The organism is Bradyrhizobium nanningense (genome assembly GCF_004114535.1).
In the GTDB taxonomy this organism is placed as follows: Bacteria; Pseudomonadota; Alphaproteobacteria; order Rhizobiales; family Xanthobacteraceae; genus Bradyrhizobium; species Bradyrhizobium nanningense.
Window position 1 is genome coordinate 59,552 of record NZ_LBJC01000024.1, and the last position, 16,470, is coordinate 76,021.

The following is a 16,470-nucleotide window of genomic DNA, read 5'->3' on the forward strand; positions in this document are numbered from 1 at the left end:
TGTGCCGCTACACCCGAAAATGCTTCGATAGTTTGAGGCCCTGGGCCTGGTAGTTCGAACCGATGCGCTGGCCGTACATCGCGTCGGGACGGGCCAGCATCTTCTCGTAGACGAGACGGCCGACGATCTGGCCGTGCTCGAGGATGAACGGCACTTCGCGCGAGCGAACTTCAAGCACGGCACGCGATCCCAACCCGCCGGCACCGGCATAGCCGAAGCCGGGATCGAAGAATCCGGCATAATGCACGCGGAATTCGCCGACCAAGGGATCGAACGGCACCATTTCCGCGGCGTAGTCGGGCGGCACCTGCACGGCTTCCTTCGAGGCGAGGATGTAGAACTCGCCGGGGTCGAGGATCAGGCTGCCGTCGGGACGCGCCGACATCGGCTCCCAGAAATCTTCCACCGCGTAGCCGGAGCGGCGATCGACGTCGACGACGCCGGTGTGGCGCTTGGCGCGGTAGCCGACGAAGCCGCTCGCTTTCTCGCCGGACAGGTCGACGGAGACCGCAACGCCCCCCGAGAGATCGGCATCGTCGACGTCGACGAGACGTTCAGTGGCATGCAAGCCATCGAGCTCGTCGGCGTTGAGGATGGCATCGCCGGTGCGGAAGCGCACCTGGCTGAGGCGCGAGCCCTCGCGCACCAGCACCGGAAACGTCTTCGGGCTGATCTCGGCATAGAGCGGACCGTGATAGCCGGCGCCGATCATGTCGAAGCGGCGGGTGCCGTCGGCGATCACGCGGGTGAAGACGTCGAGCCGGCCGGTGGAGCTCTTCGGGTTGGCGGCCGCGACGATCTCCGGCGGCAGCGCCAGGCTCTCCAGCAGCGGCACGATGTAGACGCAGTTTGTTTCCAGCACCGCACCGTCGGCGAGGCTGAACTCGTGCAGCTTCAATTCGTCGATGCGCTCGGCGACGGTGGCGCCGGGACCGGGCAGGAAGCTGGCGCGGACGCGATAGGCGATGTCGCCAAGGCGCAGATCGAGGCTCGCCGGCTGGATCTGGCTCTCGACGAAGTCATAGGCGGGCAGGATGAGCCCCGCCTCCGCCATCGCCGCGATCATGCGGTCGGGCAGGATACCATTGGCGTCGGGCGCGACCGTGAACGTCAACCGGGGGTCCTCATCAGGGGTCTCATGCATCCGGGCATGCCGGAAATACAAGTCTTTTACGGCTATCCGATGGACGCCTTGACGGAAAGGGCATTGCGGAATATGAGCATCACTTATCCCGTGGTGATTTGAGCCGGCCGGCTTGCAGCCACGTTAAATAAGTCGCTAAACAGGCCGGGGACCTCTGTGATCCCGGCCCGTGGAGATATCCAGGCCGGTTTTTTTGTGACCGTTTTCGACAAGACGGTCATGTCGGAGGTACCTATGTCGAAGTCGCCTGCCAACTACCGTCCCGAAACCCGCCTGGTCCATTCCGGCACCCTGCGCTCGCAATACGGCGAGACGTCGGAATCGCTGTTCCTGACCCAGGGCTACGTCTACGACACCGCCGAGCAATGCGAGGCGCGGTTCAAGGGCGAGGACCCCGGCTTCATCTATTCGCGCTACTCCAATCCCACGATCGCGATGTTCGAGCGCCGCATGATCGAGCTCGAGGGCGCCGAGGCGGCGCGCTCGGCGGCGACCGGCATGGCCGCGGTGACGACCGCGATCCTGGCGCCGCTGAGGGCCGGTGACCACGTCGTCGCCTCGCGGGCGCTGTTCGGCTCGTGCCTCTATGTCGTGCAGGACCTGTTGCCGCGCTACGGCATCGAGACCACGCTGGTCGACGGGCTCGACCTCGACCAGTGGCAGCGGGCGCTGCGGCCGAACACCAAGACGTTCTTCCTGGAGAGCCCGACCAACCCGACCCTGGATGTGCTCGACATCCCCTCGATCGCCGAGATCGCGCACAAGGGCGGCGCGCGGCTCGTCGTCGACAACGTGTTCGCAACCCCGATCTGGCAGAGCCCGCTCGCGCTCGGGGCCGACGTCGTGGTCTATTCCGCGACCAAGCATATCGACGGCCAGGGCCGCTGCCTCGGCGGCATCATCCTATCTTCGGAAGCCTTCATCGCCGAGCACATCCACAATTTCATGCGCCAGACCGGGCCGTCGATCTCGCCGTTCAACGCCTGGGTCCTGCTCAAGGGCCTGGAGACGCTGGGCGTGCGCGTGCGCGCGCAGACCGATACCGCGGCGCGCATCGCCGAGGTGCTGGCGAGCCACCCGAAGATCGCACGGCTGGTCTATCCCGGCCGCGCCGATCACCCGCAGGCGGCGCTGGTGAAGAAGCAGATGCGCGGCGGCTCGACGCTGGTCGGCTTCGAGGTCAAGGGCGGCAAGGCGGCCGCGTTCCGCGTGCTCAACGAGCTGAAGCTTGCGAGGATCTCGAACAATCTCGGCGACGCCAAGAGCCTCGTCACGCATCCGGCGACCACGACGCATCAGCGCCTGAAGCCGGAAGACCGCGCCGCCCTCGGCATCGGCGAAGGTTTTATTCGCTTCTCGGCGGGGCTCGAGCATGCCGATGATCTGATCGAGGATCTGACCGCGGCGCTGGAGAAGGCGTGAGCCGACGGAGGCCTCGTAGGGTGGACTAGCCCTGCGACTGCGCGAAGCGCAGTTCGCACGGCGTAATCCACCAACTTCGGTCGGCATCCGTTGATGCAGGGTGGGTTACGCCGAGCAGATTGCGCTTCGCGCATCTGCAGGGCTAACCGACCCTACGGCACCGTTACATCGGCCGATACGTCCGCACATCGGCCGGCACGTTCACGCCGAGCTTGATCTGGCCGACGGAGCGGATGATGTCGTCGCCGAGCAGCTGGGCGAAGCAGGCATAGCCCCAATCGTTCATGTGCAGGCCGTCCGCAATGACGAAGCTCTCCACCGGGATCGATTGCTTCTCGTGCCAGTCGCGCATCACCTCGAAGCGCGGGAAGATGCCGACGTGACGAAGCTCGGCGACATTGCCGAGCAGCTTCACCATCTTGCCGGCGCTCTCCTTGCGCTGGTTGACGGCCGGCGAATATTGCGGATCGACCAGCACGATGTCGGAATCACCGGCGGCCTGGATGCGGCTGATGCCGTCCTCGACCAGCTTTGCGGTCTCGCCGGGATCGAGATTGCGCAGCACGGCGTTGGTGCCGACCTGCCAGATCACGAGATCCGGATGCACGTCGATTACCTGCGTCTGCAGGCGCTTCATCATCTCGGGCGCGTCCTCGCCGCCGACGCCGGCATTGACAACGGTGATGTCGGCGGTCGGATAGTGCCGGCGCAGCTGCGCGGCGAGGCGGTTCGGATAGTTGAACTCCGGCGAGCTGGCGCCGAAGCCTGCCGTCGACGACGAGCCGAACGCGACGATGACGACGGGCTTGCCCGCGACGAGCTTGCCCGCGACATGCGGCAGCGAGCCCATCGCTTTCGATCCATCCTTCGGCGGCAGGCAAGGCACGCGGCTGAAAATGTCGGCGGCGGATTTGGCGACCTGCTTCACCTTGTCGATGGCGCGCGACGTGACGCCGCGTTGCTCCGGTGAGGTCACGGCCACGGTGGTCTGGGAGGGCGAAGCGGGAGCGGGATCAGCCGACTGCGCCGGTGCTTGTGTCGTCTGTGCGGCTTGCGTCTGCGCATGCGATTGCGCGGCCGGCGCCAGCAACAACAGCATTGCTGCTGCAGGCGCGGCCAGCCATGCCGTCAGGCAAAAAGGGCGGAGAGAACTCATTAACGCTAGACCTCAATTTTGCTGCTGGGCCGGCTCCAGATGGGCTGCGTCGATCACGAACTGTGCCAACGCCCGGCCAAGGCAATCATGAACCTGTTTCGCCAGCTCGGGCCCGCGGGACGGGCTGAACAGGTCGAACTGACCCTGATCGTTCCACTGCCGCATGATCGCGAAACGATCGAACAACGGAATATCATGCTCCTGTGCCACCACGCGCATATTATCGAGAAACGGTTGGGCCGAGATCATCGTTTCGGTGCGCGGGCTGTACTGCAAATTCATCAAGACGACGTCGGCCCCTGCCTTTTGCAACGCAACAACCCCTGCGGTCACCGCGCTGCGAAATTCATCGGGATCGATGGATCGGATGGCGTCCACGGTCCCGGTCTGCCAGATCACCAAAGTAGGCGGTTTTGCTTCCATCAGCTTAACGAAGGTGGAGGCGGCCTCCTCCGCCGTTCGCTTGCTCTGTATTTCTACGGAGATGTGCACCACCTCGGATGCCGGCAGCTTCTCCTTGAGGATCGCCTCCATGCGCGCCGGATAGGAGCTGCTCTCCGACGACGGAATCGTGGTGGAGCGGCTGCCGACGACCAGGATCTCGAGCGGCTTGCCGGCCTTGACGGCGTCGGCGACCTTGGGAAGCTGACTTTCGCTGGTAAGCAGATAGGACGGCACTTCGCAGGTGGCGGGCGCAGTGGATGCCGCGGGCGCAGCATCACCCGCGCGCGCCGCAGGCGCGGCGAGGCTACCGCATAGCAGGATCAGGCTCAGGAGAACCTTCGCCTTCATCAGCCCCCTCCCGCCAGATCGGCGTTCTTGGTTTTCGTGCCGCTCTTGTCAGCCACGCGCTTGTACCACGAAATCACCCAGGCTACGCCCCACATGATCAGCACCCCCGAGAGACTAATCAGCGCATGCATGGCTGCACCGCCGGAGACTTCGGCGAGAATGAAATGGCCGGCAAAGGCCAGGAAGACGCCGAGGCAGAAGATCTCGAGGGAGTGCTGCCCACATAGAATCAATGGCCGCAGCCAGCGCGATTTCAAGCCCGGCCAATCCCGGGGCAGGAAGCGCACGGTGAGCGCCGCCAGCGCCAGGAAATGCGTGAAGCGCAGCACGTCCAGGTCGGTCTTGTCGATCGGGTACATCCACTGCTCGATCCGCTTCGGCATGAATTGGGAGAGCTGCGGCACGTACCAGGTCAGCGTCACGTAGAACGCCGCGGCGAGATAGGCGATCGAGATCCACATCGTCACCGGAGAGGCCAGGATACGCGACATCCGGCGCGCACCTCCGAGCGCGCACCATGCACCGAACACGAACAGCAATTGCCAGGCCAACGGATTGAACGCCCAGAAGCCATTCGGATAGGCGGAGAAGTAGAGGTCGAATTCCCAGGTCACCGCATAGAGCACGACCGAGAGGCCGAGCGTGACGTCCGGCCGCCACTTCATCGAATAAAGGATCAGCGGCAACGCCAGCATCAGCACGATGTAGAGCGGCAGCACGTCCATGTTGACGGGACGGAAGCGCAACAGCAGCGCCTGCACGATGGTGACGTCGGGCTGCTTGAGGAAATCCATGATCCCCATCTCTTCGGTGTAGAGCGGGTTCTCGAAGCTGGTCGCCACATAGGAGATCTCGGCGAGGAAGATCGTGAACAGGAAGACATGGGCGACGTAGATCTGCCAGACGCGTCGCAGGATGCGCGCGGTGGCGATGACGAAGCCGCTCTCCAGCATCGCCCGGCCATAGACGAAGGCGGCGGTGTAGCCGGAGATGAAGATGAAGATCTCCGTGGCGTCGCTGAAGCCGTAATTACGGATCGTGAACCAGGTCAAAAGACTGGTCGGCAGATGGTCGATGAAGATCAGCCACAGCGCGAGCCCGCGGAACAGATCGAGCCGAAGCTCGCGCTCACCGATGGTGGGCAGCGTGATGGCCGGCGCCCTCGCGCGCGGCTTCGCCTCCGCGGGCTTGGCGGTTCCCGTGATCGTCGATCCCGTCACTTGGTCGGCAATGGTCATCGGGGCCCAAAAACCCTTCCGCAAATCGCGACGTCTCGAGGAGTGTACCGGTCCGGTCATTGTACCGCAAAGCGGCCGGATACTATGGGGGATCTCTCGCGGGCGTTTCCCTTTGGGGTATTTCCTGCGGGTGTTTCCCTCGTGGGTGTCATTCCCTTCGAATTCTGGCGGGACGATGTCGCCAAAGCCGTCTGCGGCGTTTGGTTCCTGCGCCCGATTTCGGTATGGTAGCAGCCATGTACCGCGCCGTGACCCGCCAGATCGAAGTGACCGTCGAGCCGAACTTTGTTCCGGAGCAGTCGTCGGCCGACCGCTCCCGCTACTTCTGGTCCTACACCATCGTCATCACCAATTCCGGCGAGGAGACCGTGCAGCTCAAGACGCGGCACTGGATCATCACCGATGCCTCCGGCCGCCAGCAGGAGGTGAAGGGCGAAGGCGTGGTCGGCGAGCAGCCGATCCTGGCCCCCGGCGAACGGTTCGAATACACCTCCGGCGTCCCACTCTCGACCGCCTCCGGCTTCATGACCGGCCGCTACCAGATGGTCAGCGAAAGCGGCGAGCGCTTCGAGATCGACGTGCCGGCGTTCTCGCTGGACAGCCCCGACAGCAAGCGGGTGTTGAATTAGGGGCACTCTCCTGTCCCGGACGCGCTACGGCACGCAGTGGCTCTGCGCAGAGCCGGGACCCAGAAGGCGACACCGGCGGTCGCAGTGAGATGGACCCCGGCTCAGCAGCACACCGATGAAGGAGCGCTGCGCTGCGTCCGGGGCACGAGAACGAAGTGAGGCGCGCGCTCTCTCAGCGTCGTCATTGCGAGCGCAGCGACTTGTCCGCCGAAGCCTTGGCGAAGGCGGAAGCAATCCAGAATCCCTCCGCGGAAAGACTCTGGATTGCTTCGTCGCAAGGGCTCCTCGCAATGACGGAGTGTGAGCCCGACCGCTTGCTTCTCCAAGTGACGCTGTCATTCCCTGCGAAAGCGGGGAATCCAGTACGCCGCGACTTCTCGGTTCAATCACAACTACCTCTGGAATACTGGATCGCCCGCCTTCGCGGGCGATGACACTGAGTGCGTGGTGGCAGACGCGCCTTCGCAGCCTCGCGGCGCGTTTCGCCCGAGCTTTGCTTCGTTGCTCCACCCTCAAAGCCAAGAGGGCACAGGGAAGGCCGGGTGCTGACCTCGCACCCGCGGTCCGCTGCGCGAAAAGCGCACGCAGGAAGAACCGCACAGCAGCATACAGGTGGTGCCGATCACTCGGCCTTCCCTGCGCGATGGTCGGACGGCTTATGCCGTGATCTCCCGGGAGCCGAACTTTCCTTCTGGCCTCCCTCGCCCCGCGAATTGGATGATGCAGTCCGCCCGGTTGGGCTCGTTCGCATCTTCGCAAGGCTTGACCGTAGCAACGACGGCCAGGACCACACGGTTTTGCCGTACGCACGGCCCGCCATGTCGCCGCAGTTTTTCCAGCCCTGTCGACGAAGCCGGAAACCCACAGACGAGACGAAGCCTAGCAGCGCCGTTCGTCCGCACGCGGGGTTCGAGCTCACAGGGACTACCCGCCCTGCCCGCCCCATCTCGTGCCGACGCTGCCGCGTCCACCGCAAGCCCGGCTCGCGAACGTGACGACACATGATCGCCCCTCTTGGTGAGCCGGGATGGTCGACACATACGCTAAAACCGAATTTCGGTAAAGTGGAATATTTTCGCGGGGAGAGGTTGACAGCGGGCGACACAGCAAGGTGCCGTAGGGTGGGCAAAGCGAAGCGTGCCCACGTCTTTCGCCGTCGTCGAGAGCTCGTGGGCACGGCGCAAGAGCGCCTTTGCCCACCCTACCGAGAGCTCGCTACGCGTCTTCCACGCCCGCCTCGTGCGGGGTGAACTGGTACACCGAGCTGCAGAACTCGCAGGTCACGACGACCTTGTCGTCCTTGACCATGGCGGCGCGGTCGTCGGGCGAGAAGCTCTTCAGCATCGCGGCGACTGCATCGCGCGAGCAGGAGCACTGCGCCTTGAAAACCAGCGGATTGAACACGCGCACGCCGCGCTCGTGGAACAGGCGAAACAGCAGCCGCTCGCCGGAGAGCTCGGGATCGATCAGCTCGACGTCCTCGACGGTCTCGATCAGCGAACGCGCCTCGACCCAGGCGTCGTCCTCGGTGACGGCATGCACCTCGACGCCATCAGGGGCATCACCGGGATGCAAGTCCGCCTGCCGCGCGCGCTCCGGCGCCTTCGGCAGAAACTGCATCAGCATGCCGCCGGCGCGCCAGCGGTGCTTGCCGCCGTCGCTGGAGCGCCACTCCTCGCCGACAGCAAGGCGCACGCGCGTCGGGATCTGCTCGGAGCGCAGGAAATATTCGTGGGCGGCGTCTTCCAGGCTGCCGCCGTCGAGCGCGACCAGACCCTGGTAGCGGCTCATGTCGGGGCCCTGGTCGATGGTCATGGCAAGATGACCGCGCCCGAGCAGCGCGCCGGAGTGCATGCGGGATTCTTGGGCGTCGCCGAGGCGCGCGGCATCGAAGCGCGCATAGGCGCGCAGGCGATCCGGCGCCTGATAGTCCACCACCAGGAACGACACCGGACCGTCGGTCTGGGCCTGCAGGATGAAGCGGCCCTCGAATTTCAGCGCGCTGCCGAGCAGCGTCGTCAGCACGATGGCCTCGCCGAGCAGCTTGCCGACCGGTGCCGGGTAATCGTGCTTGGTCAGGATGTCGTCGAGCGCCGGACCAAGCCGCACCAGCCGGCCACGCACGTCGAGCGCGTCGACCTCGTAGGGCAGCACGGCGTCATCGATCGGAACTGCTGATGGCGCGCGAACCGGACCTTCGGACCCGGTTTTCATGTCAGGGGATTGGGAAACCATGGCGCTCTATCTGGGGTCGGAGGGTGGAAATGGAAGGGGGCGCGGGAGCGGCGTGTTCCGGATGCAGGTGAAGTTGTACGCAGCCACCACAAACGCGATGTCGTCCCGGACAAGCGTAGCTCCCGATAACGCGTAGCGTTGTCTTGAGCGGAGCGCAGATCCGGGACCCATAACCACAAGCTGCGATTTGGCGAAGACTGCCTGCCTCTGGCCGCCATTCCACAAGAGAGATTCCGCGGTATGGGTCCCGGATCGGCGCGCGCTTGTGGCGCGCTTGTCCGGGACGACAATTGTATGCGAGGCGGCAGCCGGGCTTCCAGCGCGGCTACTTCACCGCGTCGAAGCACCAGGCCAGAATGCCCTTCTGCGCGTGCAGGCGGTTTTCGGCCTCGTCGAACACGACCGATTGCGGGCCGTCGATCACCTCGTCGGTGACCTCCTCGCCGCGATGGGCTGGCAGGCAGTGCATGAACAGCGCATCGGGCTTGGCGAGCGACATCAGCTTGCCGTTGACCTGATAGGGCTTGAGCACGTTGTGGCGATGCTCGCCTTCCTTGTCGCCCATCGACACCCAGGTGTCGGTGACGACGCAATCGGCGCCGCGCACGGCGGCTTCCGGATCGGTGCCGAGCACGATCGGCGCCCCGGTCGCCTTGATAAAGTCGCGCATCGCCTTTTTCGGCGCGAGCTCCGGAGGGGTCGCGACGTTGAGCTGAAACTTGAAGCGCTCGGCGGCATGGGCCCAGGACGCCAGCACGTTGTTGTCGTCGCCGGTCCAGGCCACCGTCTTGCCCTCGATCGGGCCGCGGTGCTCCTCAAAGGTCATGAGGTCGGCCATCACCTGGCAGGGATGCGAGCGCCGCGTCAGGCCGTTGATGACGGGCACGGTAGCGTTGGCCGCGAGCTCCAGCAGCGCCTCGTGATTGAGGATGCGGATCATGATGGCGTCGACATAGCGCGACAGCACGCGCGCGGTGTCGGCGATGGTCTCGCCGCGGCCGAGCTGCATCTCGGCGCCGGTGAGCATGATGGGCTCGCCGCCGAGCTGGCGCATGGCGACATCGAACGACACGCGCGTCCGGGTGGACGGGCGTTCGAAGATCATCGCCAGCGTCTTGCCTTCGAGCGGCTTGACCGGCTGATGCGCTTTCTGCTTCGCCTTCATGGCGGAGGATGCGGCAAGCATGCGCTTGAGCTCCGACAGCGGCAGCTCGTTGATGTCGAGGAAGTGCTTCGGCGACTTGTTGGGGGACTTGCTCATCAGCTTGCCGCCCGCTTGGTCTGGCTGACCGACAATGCGGTGCAGGCCCGCTCCAGCCGCCCGACGCTGTCCTCGATCTCGGCTTCGGTGACGATCAAAGGCGGCAGGAAACGCACGACGTTGTCGCCGGCCCCGACGGTGAGCAGCTTTTCGTTACGCAAGGCGGCCACGAGATCGCCCGAGGGCACCACGGCCTTGATGCCGATCAGAAGGCCCTCGCCGCGCACCTCGCTGACGATGTCGGGATGGCGGTCGATCACGGAGGCGAGCTTCTGCTTCAGCAGCAGCGACATCTTCTGCACGTGGTCGAAGAAGCCGGGCTTGAGCATGACGTCGAGTACGGCGTTCGCCGCGGAGATCGCCAGCGGGTTGCCGCCGAAGGTCGAGCCGTGCGAACCGGGCCCCATGCCGGCCGCAGCATCCGCGGTCGCCAGCACCGCGCCGATCGGGAAGCCGCCGCCGAGCGCCTTGGCCAGCGACATCACGTCGGGCGTGACGCCGGTGCGCCTGTAGGCGAACAGATCGCCGGCGCGGCCCATGCCGGTCTGCACCTCGTCGAAGGCGAGCAGCAGGCCCTTCTCGTCGCAGAGCTGGCGCAGCGCCTTGAGGAAGGCGGGCGGTGCCGAACGCACGCCACCCTCGCCCTGGATCGGCTCGATCAGGATGCCGGCGGTCTCCGGGCCGATCGCCTTCTTGACGGCTTCGAGGTCGCCATGCGGCACCTGGTCGAAGCCATCCATCGGCGGACCAAAACCTTCGAGATATTTTGCAGACCCCGTTGCAGCCAACGTCGCCAGCGTGCGGCCGTGGAAGGCGCCTTCGAAGGTGATGATGCGATAACGTTCCGGATGGCCCTTGGAGAAGTGATGATGGCGCACCAGCTTGATCACACCCTCCAGCGCTTCGGCGCCGGAATTGCAGAAGAACACGAAGTCCGCAAAGCTCTCGTTGCACAGGCGCGCGGCGAGCTTCTCGCCGTCCGGGCTCTGGAACAGGTTCGACATGTGCCACAGCTTCGTCGCCTGCTCCTGCAAGGCCTTGATCAGATGCGGGTGGCAATGGCCGAGCGCATTCACAGCGACGCCCGAGGTGAAATCGAGATAGCGATCGCCATTGGTCGCGATCAGCCAGCAGCCTTCGCCGCGTTCGAAACCGAGGTTGGCCCTGGCGAAAACGGGGAGCAAATGCGGGGCTGCGCTGTTAGTCATGACGTTCACTTGAATGTTGCGGACGGTGTGACGCGTGCATTGCGCAACGCACCATTGACCGGCCCGGAAAACGAAACGTGCCGCCTTTTAAGGGCGGCACGCGGCACTATCTTATGCCTGGTGAAACGGGTGTCAATGCCGCCCGGAAAGCCTCAGGAAACGCTGATTCCGTAGTCTTGCGGTGGCGATTTTGCGGGTTTTTCACCACGGAACATGTGGAAGCGAGTCGGCGGACTCTTGCGCGTGAGTCACGCCATATTGTAGCGTTTGGCTTGTCAGATACGACATCTCGTGCAGCGGTTCTGATCCCAAGAGTCCTCATGTACCGGCGTAAACGTTCGGGCGTTAGTTGCGCGCCCGGCGAGCCTTAAGGGATTCCGGCGGCACGGGTTTTTCGAGGCTTAGGCATTCGCCGCACCGACCGCCAGGATGGCAGTCGCGCAGCGAGGGAAAGGGTGCAATGACGGTTTTGACCTGGTCCGACGATCGCGTCGAGCAGCTGAAGAAGCTCTGGGAGGCCGGACTTTCGGCCAGCCAGATCGCAGCAGAGCTCGGCAATGTGACCCGCAATGCCGTGATCGGCAAAGTGCACAGGCTCGGTCTGTCCGGCCGCGCCAAGAGCCCTTCGTCGGCCGCGCCCCGGCCGCGCAAGGCACGCCCGGCGCAGCACATGATGCGGGTGACCCGCCCCATTGCGCGCGGTAACACCGCGCTGGCGCAGGCCTTCGAGGTCGAGGTCGAGGCCGAGCCGCTCACCTACGACAACGTGGTGCCGATGAGCCAGCGGCTGTCGCTGCTCGAATTGAACGAGGCGACCTGCCACTGGCCGGTCGGCGATCCCTCGAGCCCGGATTTCTTCTTCTGCGGCGGCAAGGCATTGTCCGGCCTGCCCTACTGCGCCCAGCACTCGCGCGTGGCGTATCAGCCGGCAGCGGACCGTCGGCGCGCAGCACCGAAGCCGGGCACGCGGTGAGTTCGCGGATCTAGCTGATTGCAAGAACGGTAGCCGTCACACGACGGCGCCTCGACACACCCGATGTCGTCCCGGACAAGCGCGCCACAAGCGCGCGCAGATCCGGGACCCATAGCCACCGCAAGATGTGGTTACGGGGACTCGGAGTTACCTTTTCGCAAAACAATTGCTGCCTGTGGTTAATCGCGACGAGCGCAAGCGCTCACGCTGAGGTCCCGGATCTGCGCTGACGCTTGTCCGGGACGACACCGTTGTTGTGGCCGCAGCTGCCAACCACGGCTCGCAAACCTTACGTCTGCTCGGCCTTCGCGAAGCGATCGTCGAGCGCGTAGCCGGCGCCGCGGACGGTGCGGATCGGATCCTGCTCGCGGCCGAGATTGAGCAGCTTGCGCAGGCGGCCGATATGGACGTCGACGGTGCGCTCGTCGATGTAGATGTCGCGGCCCCAGACGCTGTCGAGCAGCTGCTCGCGCGAGAACACGCGGCCGGGATGCTCCAGGAAGAACTCCAGCAGGCGATATTCGGTCGGGCCGAGATCGATCGGGCGGCCCGAGCGCGCCACGCGGCGCTTGTCGCGGTCGAGCTCGATGTCGCCATAGGCCAGCACCGTCGCGAGCCGCTCAGGGCTGGCGCGCCGCAAGAGGCCCTTCACCCGCGCGAGCAGCTCCGGTACCGAGAACGGCTTGACGATGTAGTCGTCGGCGCCGGTCGCAAGTCCCCGCACCCGCTCGCTCTCCTCGCCGCGTGCGGTGAGCATGATGATCGGCAGCTGCTTGGTCTCGGGACGGGTGCGCAGGCGCCGGCACAGCTCGATGCCGGACAGGCCCGGCAGCATCCAGTCGAGCACGATCAGATCGGGAATGTGCTCCTTGAGGCGGGTGTCGGCGTCGTCGCCGCGCATCACCGTCTCGACGTCATAGCCGTCGCCTTCGAGGTTGTAACGCAGCAGCTCGGTGAGAGCTTCTTCGTCCTCAACCACCATAATGCGTGCGCCCATGGTGTCGTCGCTCCTTAAGTCTTCAGGTATTCGGGATCGTCGTGGCGAACGTCGTCATGTCGCCCTTCGGCCGCTTGTCGGTGATCGCCTGGCCCTCGATCATGTAGAACACGGTCTCGGCGATGTTGGTGGCGTGGTCGCCGATCCGCTCGATGTTCTTGGCGCAGAACATCAGATGAATGCAGAACGAGATGTTGCGCGGATCCTCCATCATGTAGGTGAGGAGCTCGCGGAACAGCGAGGTGCAGATCGCGTCGACTTCCTCGTCGCCCTTCCACACCGCCATCGCCGCCGGCAGATCGTGCGCGGCATAGGCATCCAGCACCGACTTGACCTGCTGCTGCACCAGGTCGGTCATGTGCTCCAGGCCGCGGAACAGCTTGAGCGGATGGAAGTCGGTTTCCAGTGCGGCGACGCGCTTGCCCATGTTCTTGGCGAGATCGCCGATGCGCTCGAGGTCGGTCGCAACCCGCATGGCGCCGACGATCTCGCGTAAGTCCACCGCCATCGGCTGGCGGCGGGCGATGGTGAGCACCGCGCGCTCCTCGATGCGCTTCTGCAGCGCGTCGAGATCGGCATCGGTGGTGACGACGCGCTGGCCGAGCGGAACGTCGCGGCGGATCAGCGCATCGACGGAATCGACGATCATGCGCTCGGCGATCCCGCCCATCTCGGCGACCAGGCGGGTGAGCTCCTGAAGGTCGGTGTCGAAAGCCTTCGCGGTATGTTCAGTACCCATATTGCGTCTCCTCAGCCGAACCGGCCGGTGATGTAGTCCTGCGTACGCCGATCGGTCGGCGACGTGAAGATCTTGCTGGTGTCGTCGAACTCGATCAGCTCGCCGAGATACATGAAGGCGGTCTTGTCGGAGACGCGCGCCGCCTGCTGCATGTTGTGGGTGACGATCGCGATCGTGTAGTTCTCGGCCAGCTCCTGAATCAGCTCCTCGACCTTGGCGGTCGAGATCGGATCGAGCGCCGAGCAGGGCTCGTCGAACAGGATCACCTCGGGCCGCACCGCGACGGTGCGGGCGATGCACAGGCGCTGCTGCTGGCCGCCGGAGAGCGACAGACCGGAGGCGTTGAGCTTGTCCTTGACCTCGTTCCACAGCGCGCCGCCGCGCAACGCCTTCTCGACGCGATCGTCCATCTCGGACTTCGAGATCTTCTCGTAGAGCCGGATCCCGAAAGCGATGTTCTCGTAGATCGTCATCGGGAACGGCGTCGGCTTCTGGAACACCATGCCGACCCGGGCGCGCAGCAGGTTGAGGTCGAGCTTGGGGTCGAGGATGTTGGTCTGGTCGAGCATGAGCTGGCCGGTGACGCGCTGGCCCGGATAGAGGTCGTACATCCGGTTGAAGATGCGCAGCAGGGTCGACTTGCCGCAGCCGGACGGGCCGATGAACGCCGTGACGCGGTTGGTGCCGAGCGTCAGGTTGACGTTCTTCAGCGCGTGGTGCTCGCCGTAATAGAAGTTGAGGTTGCGCACCGTCACCTTGGCGGGCGCTTCCGGCAGCGGATGCGACGCGAGATGAGCGCTGGAACTCACGGATACGGACAGATCGGTCATTTTGCAGTCCTCTCGGCGCCGAGGATGCGGGCGCCAATGTTCAGGGCGAGCACGGTGAGCGTGATCAGCAGCGCGCCGCTCCAGGCGAGCTGCTTCCAATAGGCGTAGGGGCTCTGGACGAAGTTGTTGATGGTGACAGGCAGGTTGGCCATCGTCTTGTTCAGGCCGAGGCTGAAGAACTGGTTCGACAGCGCGGTGAACAGCAGCGGCGCGGTCTCGCCGGCGACGCGGGCAGTGGCGAGCAGCACGCCGGTGATGAGGCCGGAGCGCGCGGCGCGGTAGGCGATGCGCTTGATCACCAGCGAGCGCGGCAGGCCGAGCGCGCTTGCCGCCTCGCGCAGCGCGTTCGGCACCAGCAGCAGCATGTCCTCGGTGGTGCGCAGCACCACCGGGATGACGATGACGGCGAGCGCCAGCGCGCCCGCGATCGCCGAGAAGCCGCGCATCGGCACCACCACCGCGCCGTAGATGAACAGGCCGATGATGATCGAGGGCGCCGAGAGCAGGATGTCGTTGATGAAGCGGATCACCGAGGTCAGCTTGTCGTTGCGGCCGTACTCGGCGAGATAGGTGCCGGCGAACAGGCCGAGCGGCGCGCCGATGCCGACGCCGAGCACGGTCATGATGATCGAGCCGACGATGGCGTTGCGCAGGCCGCCCTCCGTCGAGCCCGGCGGCGGCGTGTCCGCGGTAAAGAGCTCGAGATTGAGCCCCGCAACGCCGTTGTAGAGCAGCGTGATCAGGATCAGCGCGAGCCAGGTGACGCCGAAGGCGGCGGCGGCAATGCAGAGCCCGCGGACCACGATGTCCTTGCGGCGGCGGCGTGCGTAGATCGGGTTCATGGCGCTAGTTTCCCGCCTTCTTTTCCAGACGCATCAGCATCAGCCGCGCAGCGGCGAGCACGAAGAACGTCAGCACGAACAGCAGCAAGCCGAGCAGGATCAGGCCGGACTGGTGCAGGCCGTCGCTCTCGGCGAATTCGGATGCGATCGCCGCGGAGATCGTGGTGCCCGGGGCGAAGATCGACGAGGAGATCCGGAACGAGTTGCCGATGATGAAGGTCACCGCCATGGTCTCGCCGAGCGCGCGGCCCAGCGCCAGCATGACGCCGCCGATGATGCCGACGCGGGTGTAGGGGATCACTACGCTGCGGACGACTTCCCAGGTGGTGCAGCCGACGCCGTAGGCGGCTTCCTTCAAGACCGGCGGCACCGTCTTGAACACGTCGACCGAGATCGAGGTGATGAAGGGCAGCACCATGATGGCGAGGATCAGCGCGGCGTTGAACAGGCTGAGATAGGACGGAGGACCTGCGAAGATCGCGCCCAGCACGGGGACGCCGTCGAAGATCCTGATCATGAAGGGCTGGAAGGTGTTGGCCAGGAACGGGCCCAGCACGAAGAAGCCCCACATGCCGTAGATGATCGAGGGAATGCCGGCGAGCAGCTCGATCGCCATGCCGATCGGGCGGCGCAGCCATTGCGGGCAGAGCTCGGTGAGGAAGATGGCAATGCCGAGGCCGACGGGAATGGCGATCAGCATCGCGATGAAGGAGGTGACGAGCGTGCCGTACATCGGCCCGAGCGCGCCGAGCACGGGCGGATCGGCGGACGGCGCCCAACGCTGCGTCCACAGGAAGGAGAGGCCGTATTCCTGCATCGCCGGGAACGCGCCGACGATCAGCGAGATGATGATGCCGCCGAGGATCAGCAGCACCGAGATCGCGGACAGCCGCGTGATCCAGTAGAAGGTGACGTCGCCGAGCTTGAACGCGCTCAAGGCCTTGGCGCGGTCATACGGTCCGGCGTCGTCGATTACATCGCTCTGAACGGCCATTTCTGCCACG

15 protein-coding genes and 1 riboswitch are annotated in these 16,470 nt (G+C 65.0%); of the genes, 3 read left to right on the top strand and 12 right to left on the bottom strand.

Features of this window, described 5'->3' with window-relative positions; all coding sequences use genetic code 11:
* Nucleotides 1–7: 7 nt before the first annotated feature.
* Nucleotides 8–1,144, bottom strand: a complete 1,137-nt coding sequence (locus tag XH84_RS17890) for a 2'-deoxycytidine 5'-triphosphate deaminase (RefSeq protein WP_128922953.1) — start codon at nt 1,142–1,144, stop codon at nt 8–10.
* Between the two features lie 80 nt (nt 1,145–1,224).
* Nucleotides 1,225–1,304: riboswitch (SAM riboswitch) on the top strand.
* Between the two features lie 74 nt (nt 1,305–1,378).
* Here XH84_RS17890 and XH84_RS17895 point away from each other — a divergent pair.
* Complete coding sequence (locus tag XH84_RS17895; RefSeq protein ID WP_164936689.1) at nt 1,379–2,566, top strand: O-succinylhomoserine sulfhydrylase; 1,188 nt, start codon at nt 1,379–1,381, stop codon at nt 2,564–2,566.
* Nucleotides 2,567–2,729: 163 nt separating this feature from the next.
* On the opposite strand, the gene XH84_RS17900 is transcribed toward XH84_RS17895, so the two are convergent.
* Genes XH84_RS17900 through XH84_RS17910 form a run of 3 tightly spaced genes read right to left on the bottom strand, consistent with a single transcriptional unit; the run spans nt 2,730 to nt 5,752 of the window.
* The gene (locus XH84_RS17900) at nt 2,730–3,722 is read right to left on the bottom strand and encodes an SGNH/GDSL hydrolase family protein (RefSeq protein ID WP_128922951.1); all 993 of its coding nucleotides are present in this window, start codon (nt 3,720–3,722) and stop codon (nt 2,730–2,732) included.
* 12 nt (nt 3,723–3,734) lie between these two features.
* Nucleotides 3,735–4,514: an SGNH/GDSL hydrolase family protein gene (locus XH84_RS17905; RefSeq protein ID WP_128922950.1), complete on the bottom strand. Its 780-nt coding sequence runs from the start codon at nt 4,512–4,514 to the stop codon at nt 3,735–3,737.
* Entirely contained in the window at nt 4,514–5,752 is a 1,239-nt protein-coding gene (locus XH84_RS17910) for an OpgC domain-containing protein (protein WP_128922949.1), read from the bottom strand. Before XH84_RS17910 ends, XH84_RS17905 begins: the two co-directional genes overlap by 1 nt.
* Before the next feature lie 236 nt (nt 5,753–5,988).
* On the opposite strand from XH84_RS17910, the gene apaG reads away from it, so the two are divergent.
* Nucleotides 5,989–6,381 (top strand): Co2+/Mg2+ efflux protein ApaG, encoded by a 393-nt coding sequence (apaG, locus tag XH84_RS17915; RefSeq protein WP_164718924.1) that lies wholly within the window; start codon nt 5,989–5,991, stop codon nt 6,379–6,381.
* Nucleotides 6,382–7,596: 1,215 nt separating this feature from the next.
* Here the strand turns inward: apaG and XH84_RS17935 are convergent.
* The 3 genes from XH84_RS17935 to XH84_RS17945 form a co-directional block, all read right to left on the bottom strand.
* A complete protein-coding gene (locus tag XH84_RS17935) occupies nt 7,597–8,616 on the bottom strand; it encodes an Hsp33 family molecular chaperone (RefSeq protein WP_128922946.1) in 1,020 nt (339 codons plus the stop codon).
* Between the two features lie 325 nt (nt 8,617–8,941).
* The gene (gene argF, locus XH84_RS17940) at nt 8,942–9,877 is read right to left on the bottom strand and encodes an ornithine carbamoyltransferase (protein WP_128922945.1); all 936 of its coding nucleotides are present in this window, start codon (nt 9,875–9,877) and stop codon (nt 8,942–8,944) included.
* Complete coding sequence (locus XH84_RS17945) at nt 9,877–11,085, bottom strand: aspartate aminotransferase family protein (protein WP_164936688.1); 1,209 nt, start codon at nt 11,083–11,085, stop codon at nt 9,877–9,879. The genes argF and XH84_RS17945 overlap by 1 nt, the downstream gene beginning before the upstream one ends.
* A gap of 460 nt (nt 11,086–11,545) precedes the next feature.
* Between XH84_RS17945 and XH84_RS17950 the strand changes: the two genes are divergently transcribed.
* A complete protein-coding gene (locus tag XH84_RS17950; RefSeq protein ID WP_128922943.1) occupies nt 11,546–12,058 on the top strand; it encodes a GcrA family cell cycle regulator in 513 nt (170 codons plus the stop codon).
* Nucleotides 12,059–12,347: 289 nt separating this feature from the next.
* On the opposite strand, the gene phoB is transcribed toward XH84_RS17950, so the two are convergent.
* Genes phoB through pstC form a run of 5 tightly spaced genes read right to left on the bottom strand, consistent with a single transcriptional unit; the run spans nt 12,348 to nt 16,460 of the window.
* The gene (gene phoB, locus XH84_RS17955; RefSeq protein ID WP_008143479.1) at nt 12,348–13,055 is read right to left on the bottom strand and encodes a phosphate regulon transcriptional regulator PhoB; all 708 of its coding nucleotides are present in this window, start codon (nt 13,053–13,055) and stop codon (nt 12,348–12,350) included.
* A 22-nt stretch (nt 13,056–13,077) separates the two neighbouring features.
* Entirely contained in the window at nt 13,078–13,794 is a 717-nt protein-coding gene (phoU, locus tag XH84_RS17960) for a phosphate signaling complex protein PhoU (protein ID WP_128922942.1), read from the bottom strand.
* Nucleotides 13,795–13,805: 11 nt separating this feature from the next.
* Nucleotides 13,806–14,624 carry a phosphate ABC transporter ATP-binding protein PstB gene (gene pstB, locus XH84_RS17965; protein WP_128922941.1) on the bottom strand — a complete coding sequence of 273 codons (819 nt, stop codon included), beginning with the start codon at nt 14,622–14,624 and terminating at the stop codon, nt 13,806–13,808.
* Complete coding sequence (gene pstA, locus XH84_RS17970) at nt 14,621–15,466, bottom strand: phosphate ABC transporter permease PstA (RefSeq protein WP_128922940.1); 846 nt, start codon at nt 15,464–15,466, stop codon at nt 14,621–14,623. The genes pstB and pstA overlap by 4 nt, the downstream gene beginning before the upstream one ends.
* A gap of 4 nt (nt 15,467–15,470) precedes the next feature.
* On the bottom strand, nt 15,471–16,460 hold the full coding sequence (gene pstC, locus XH84_RS17975; protein WP_164936704.1) for a phosphate ABC transporter permease subunit PstC: 990 nt from the start codon (nt 16,458–16,460) through the stop codon (nt 15,471–15,473).
* Between the last annotated feature and the right edge of the window lie 10 nt (nt 16,461–16,470).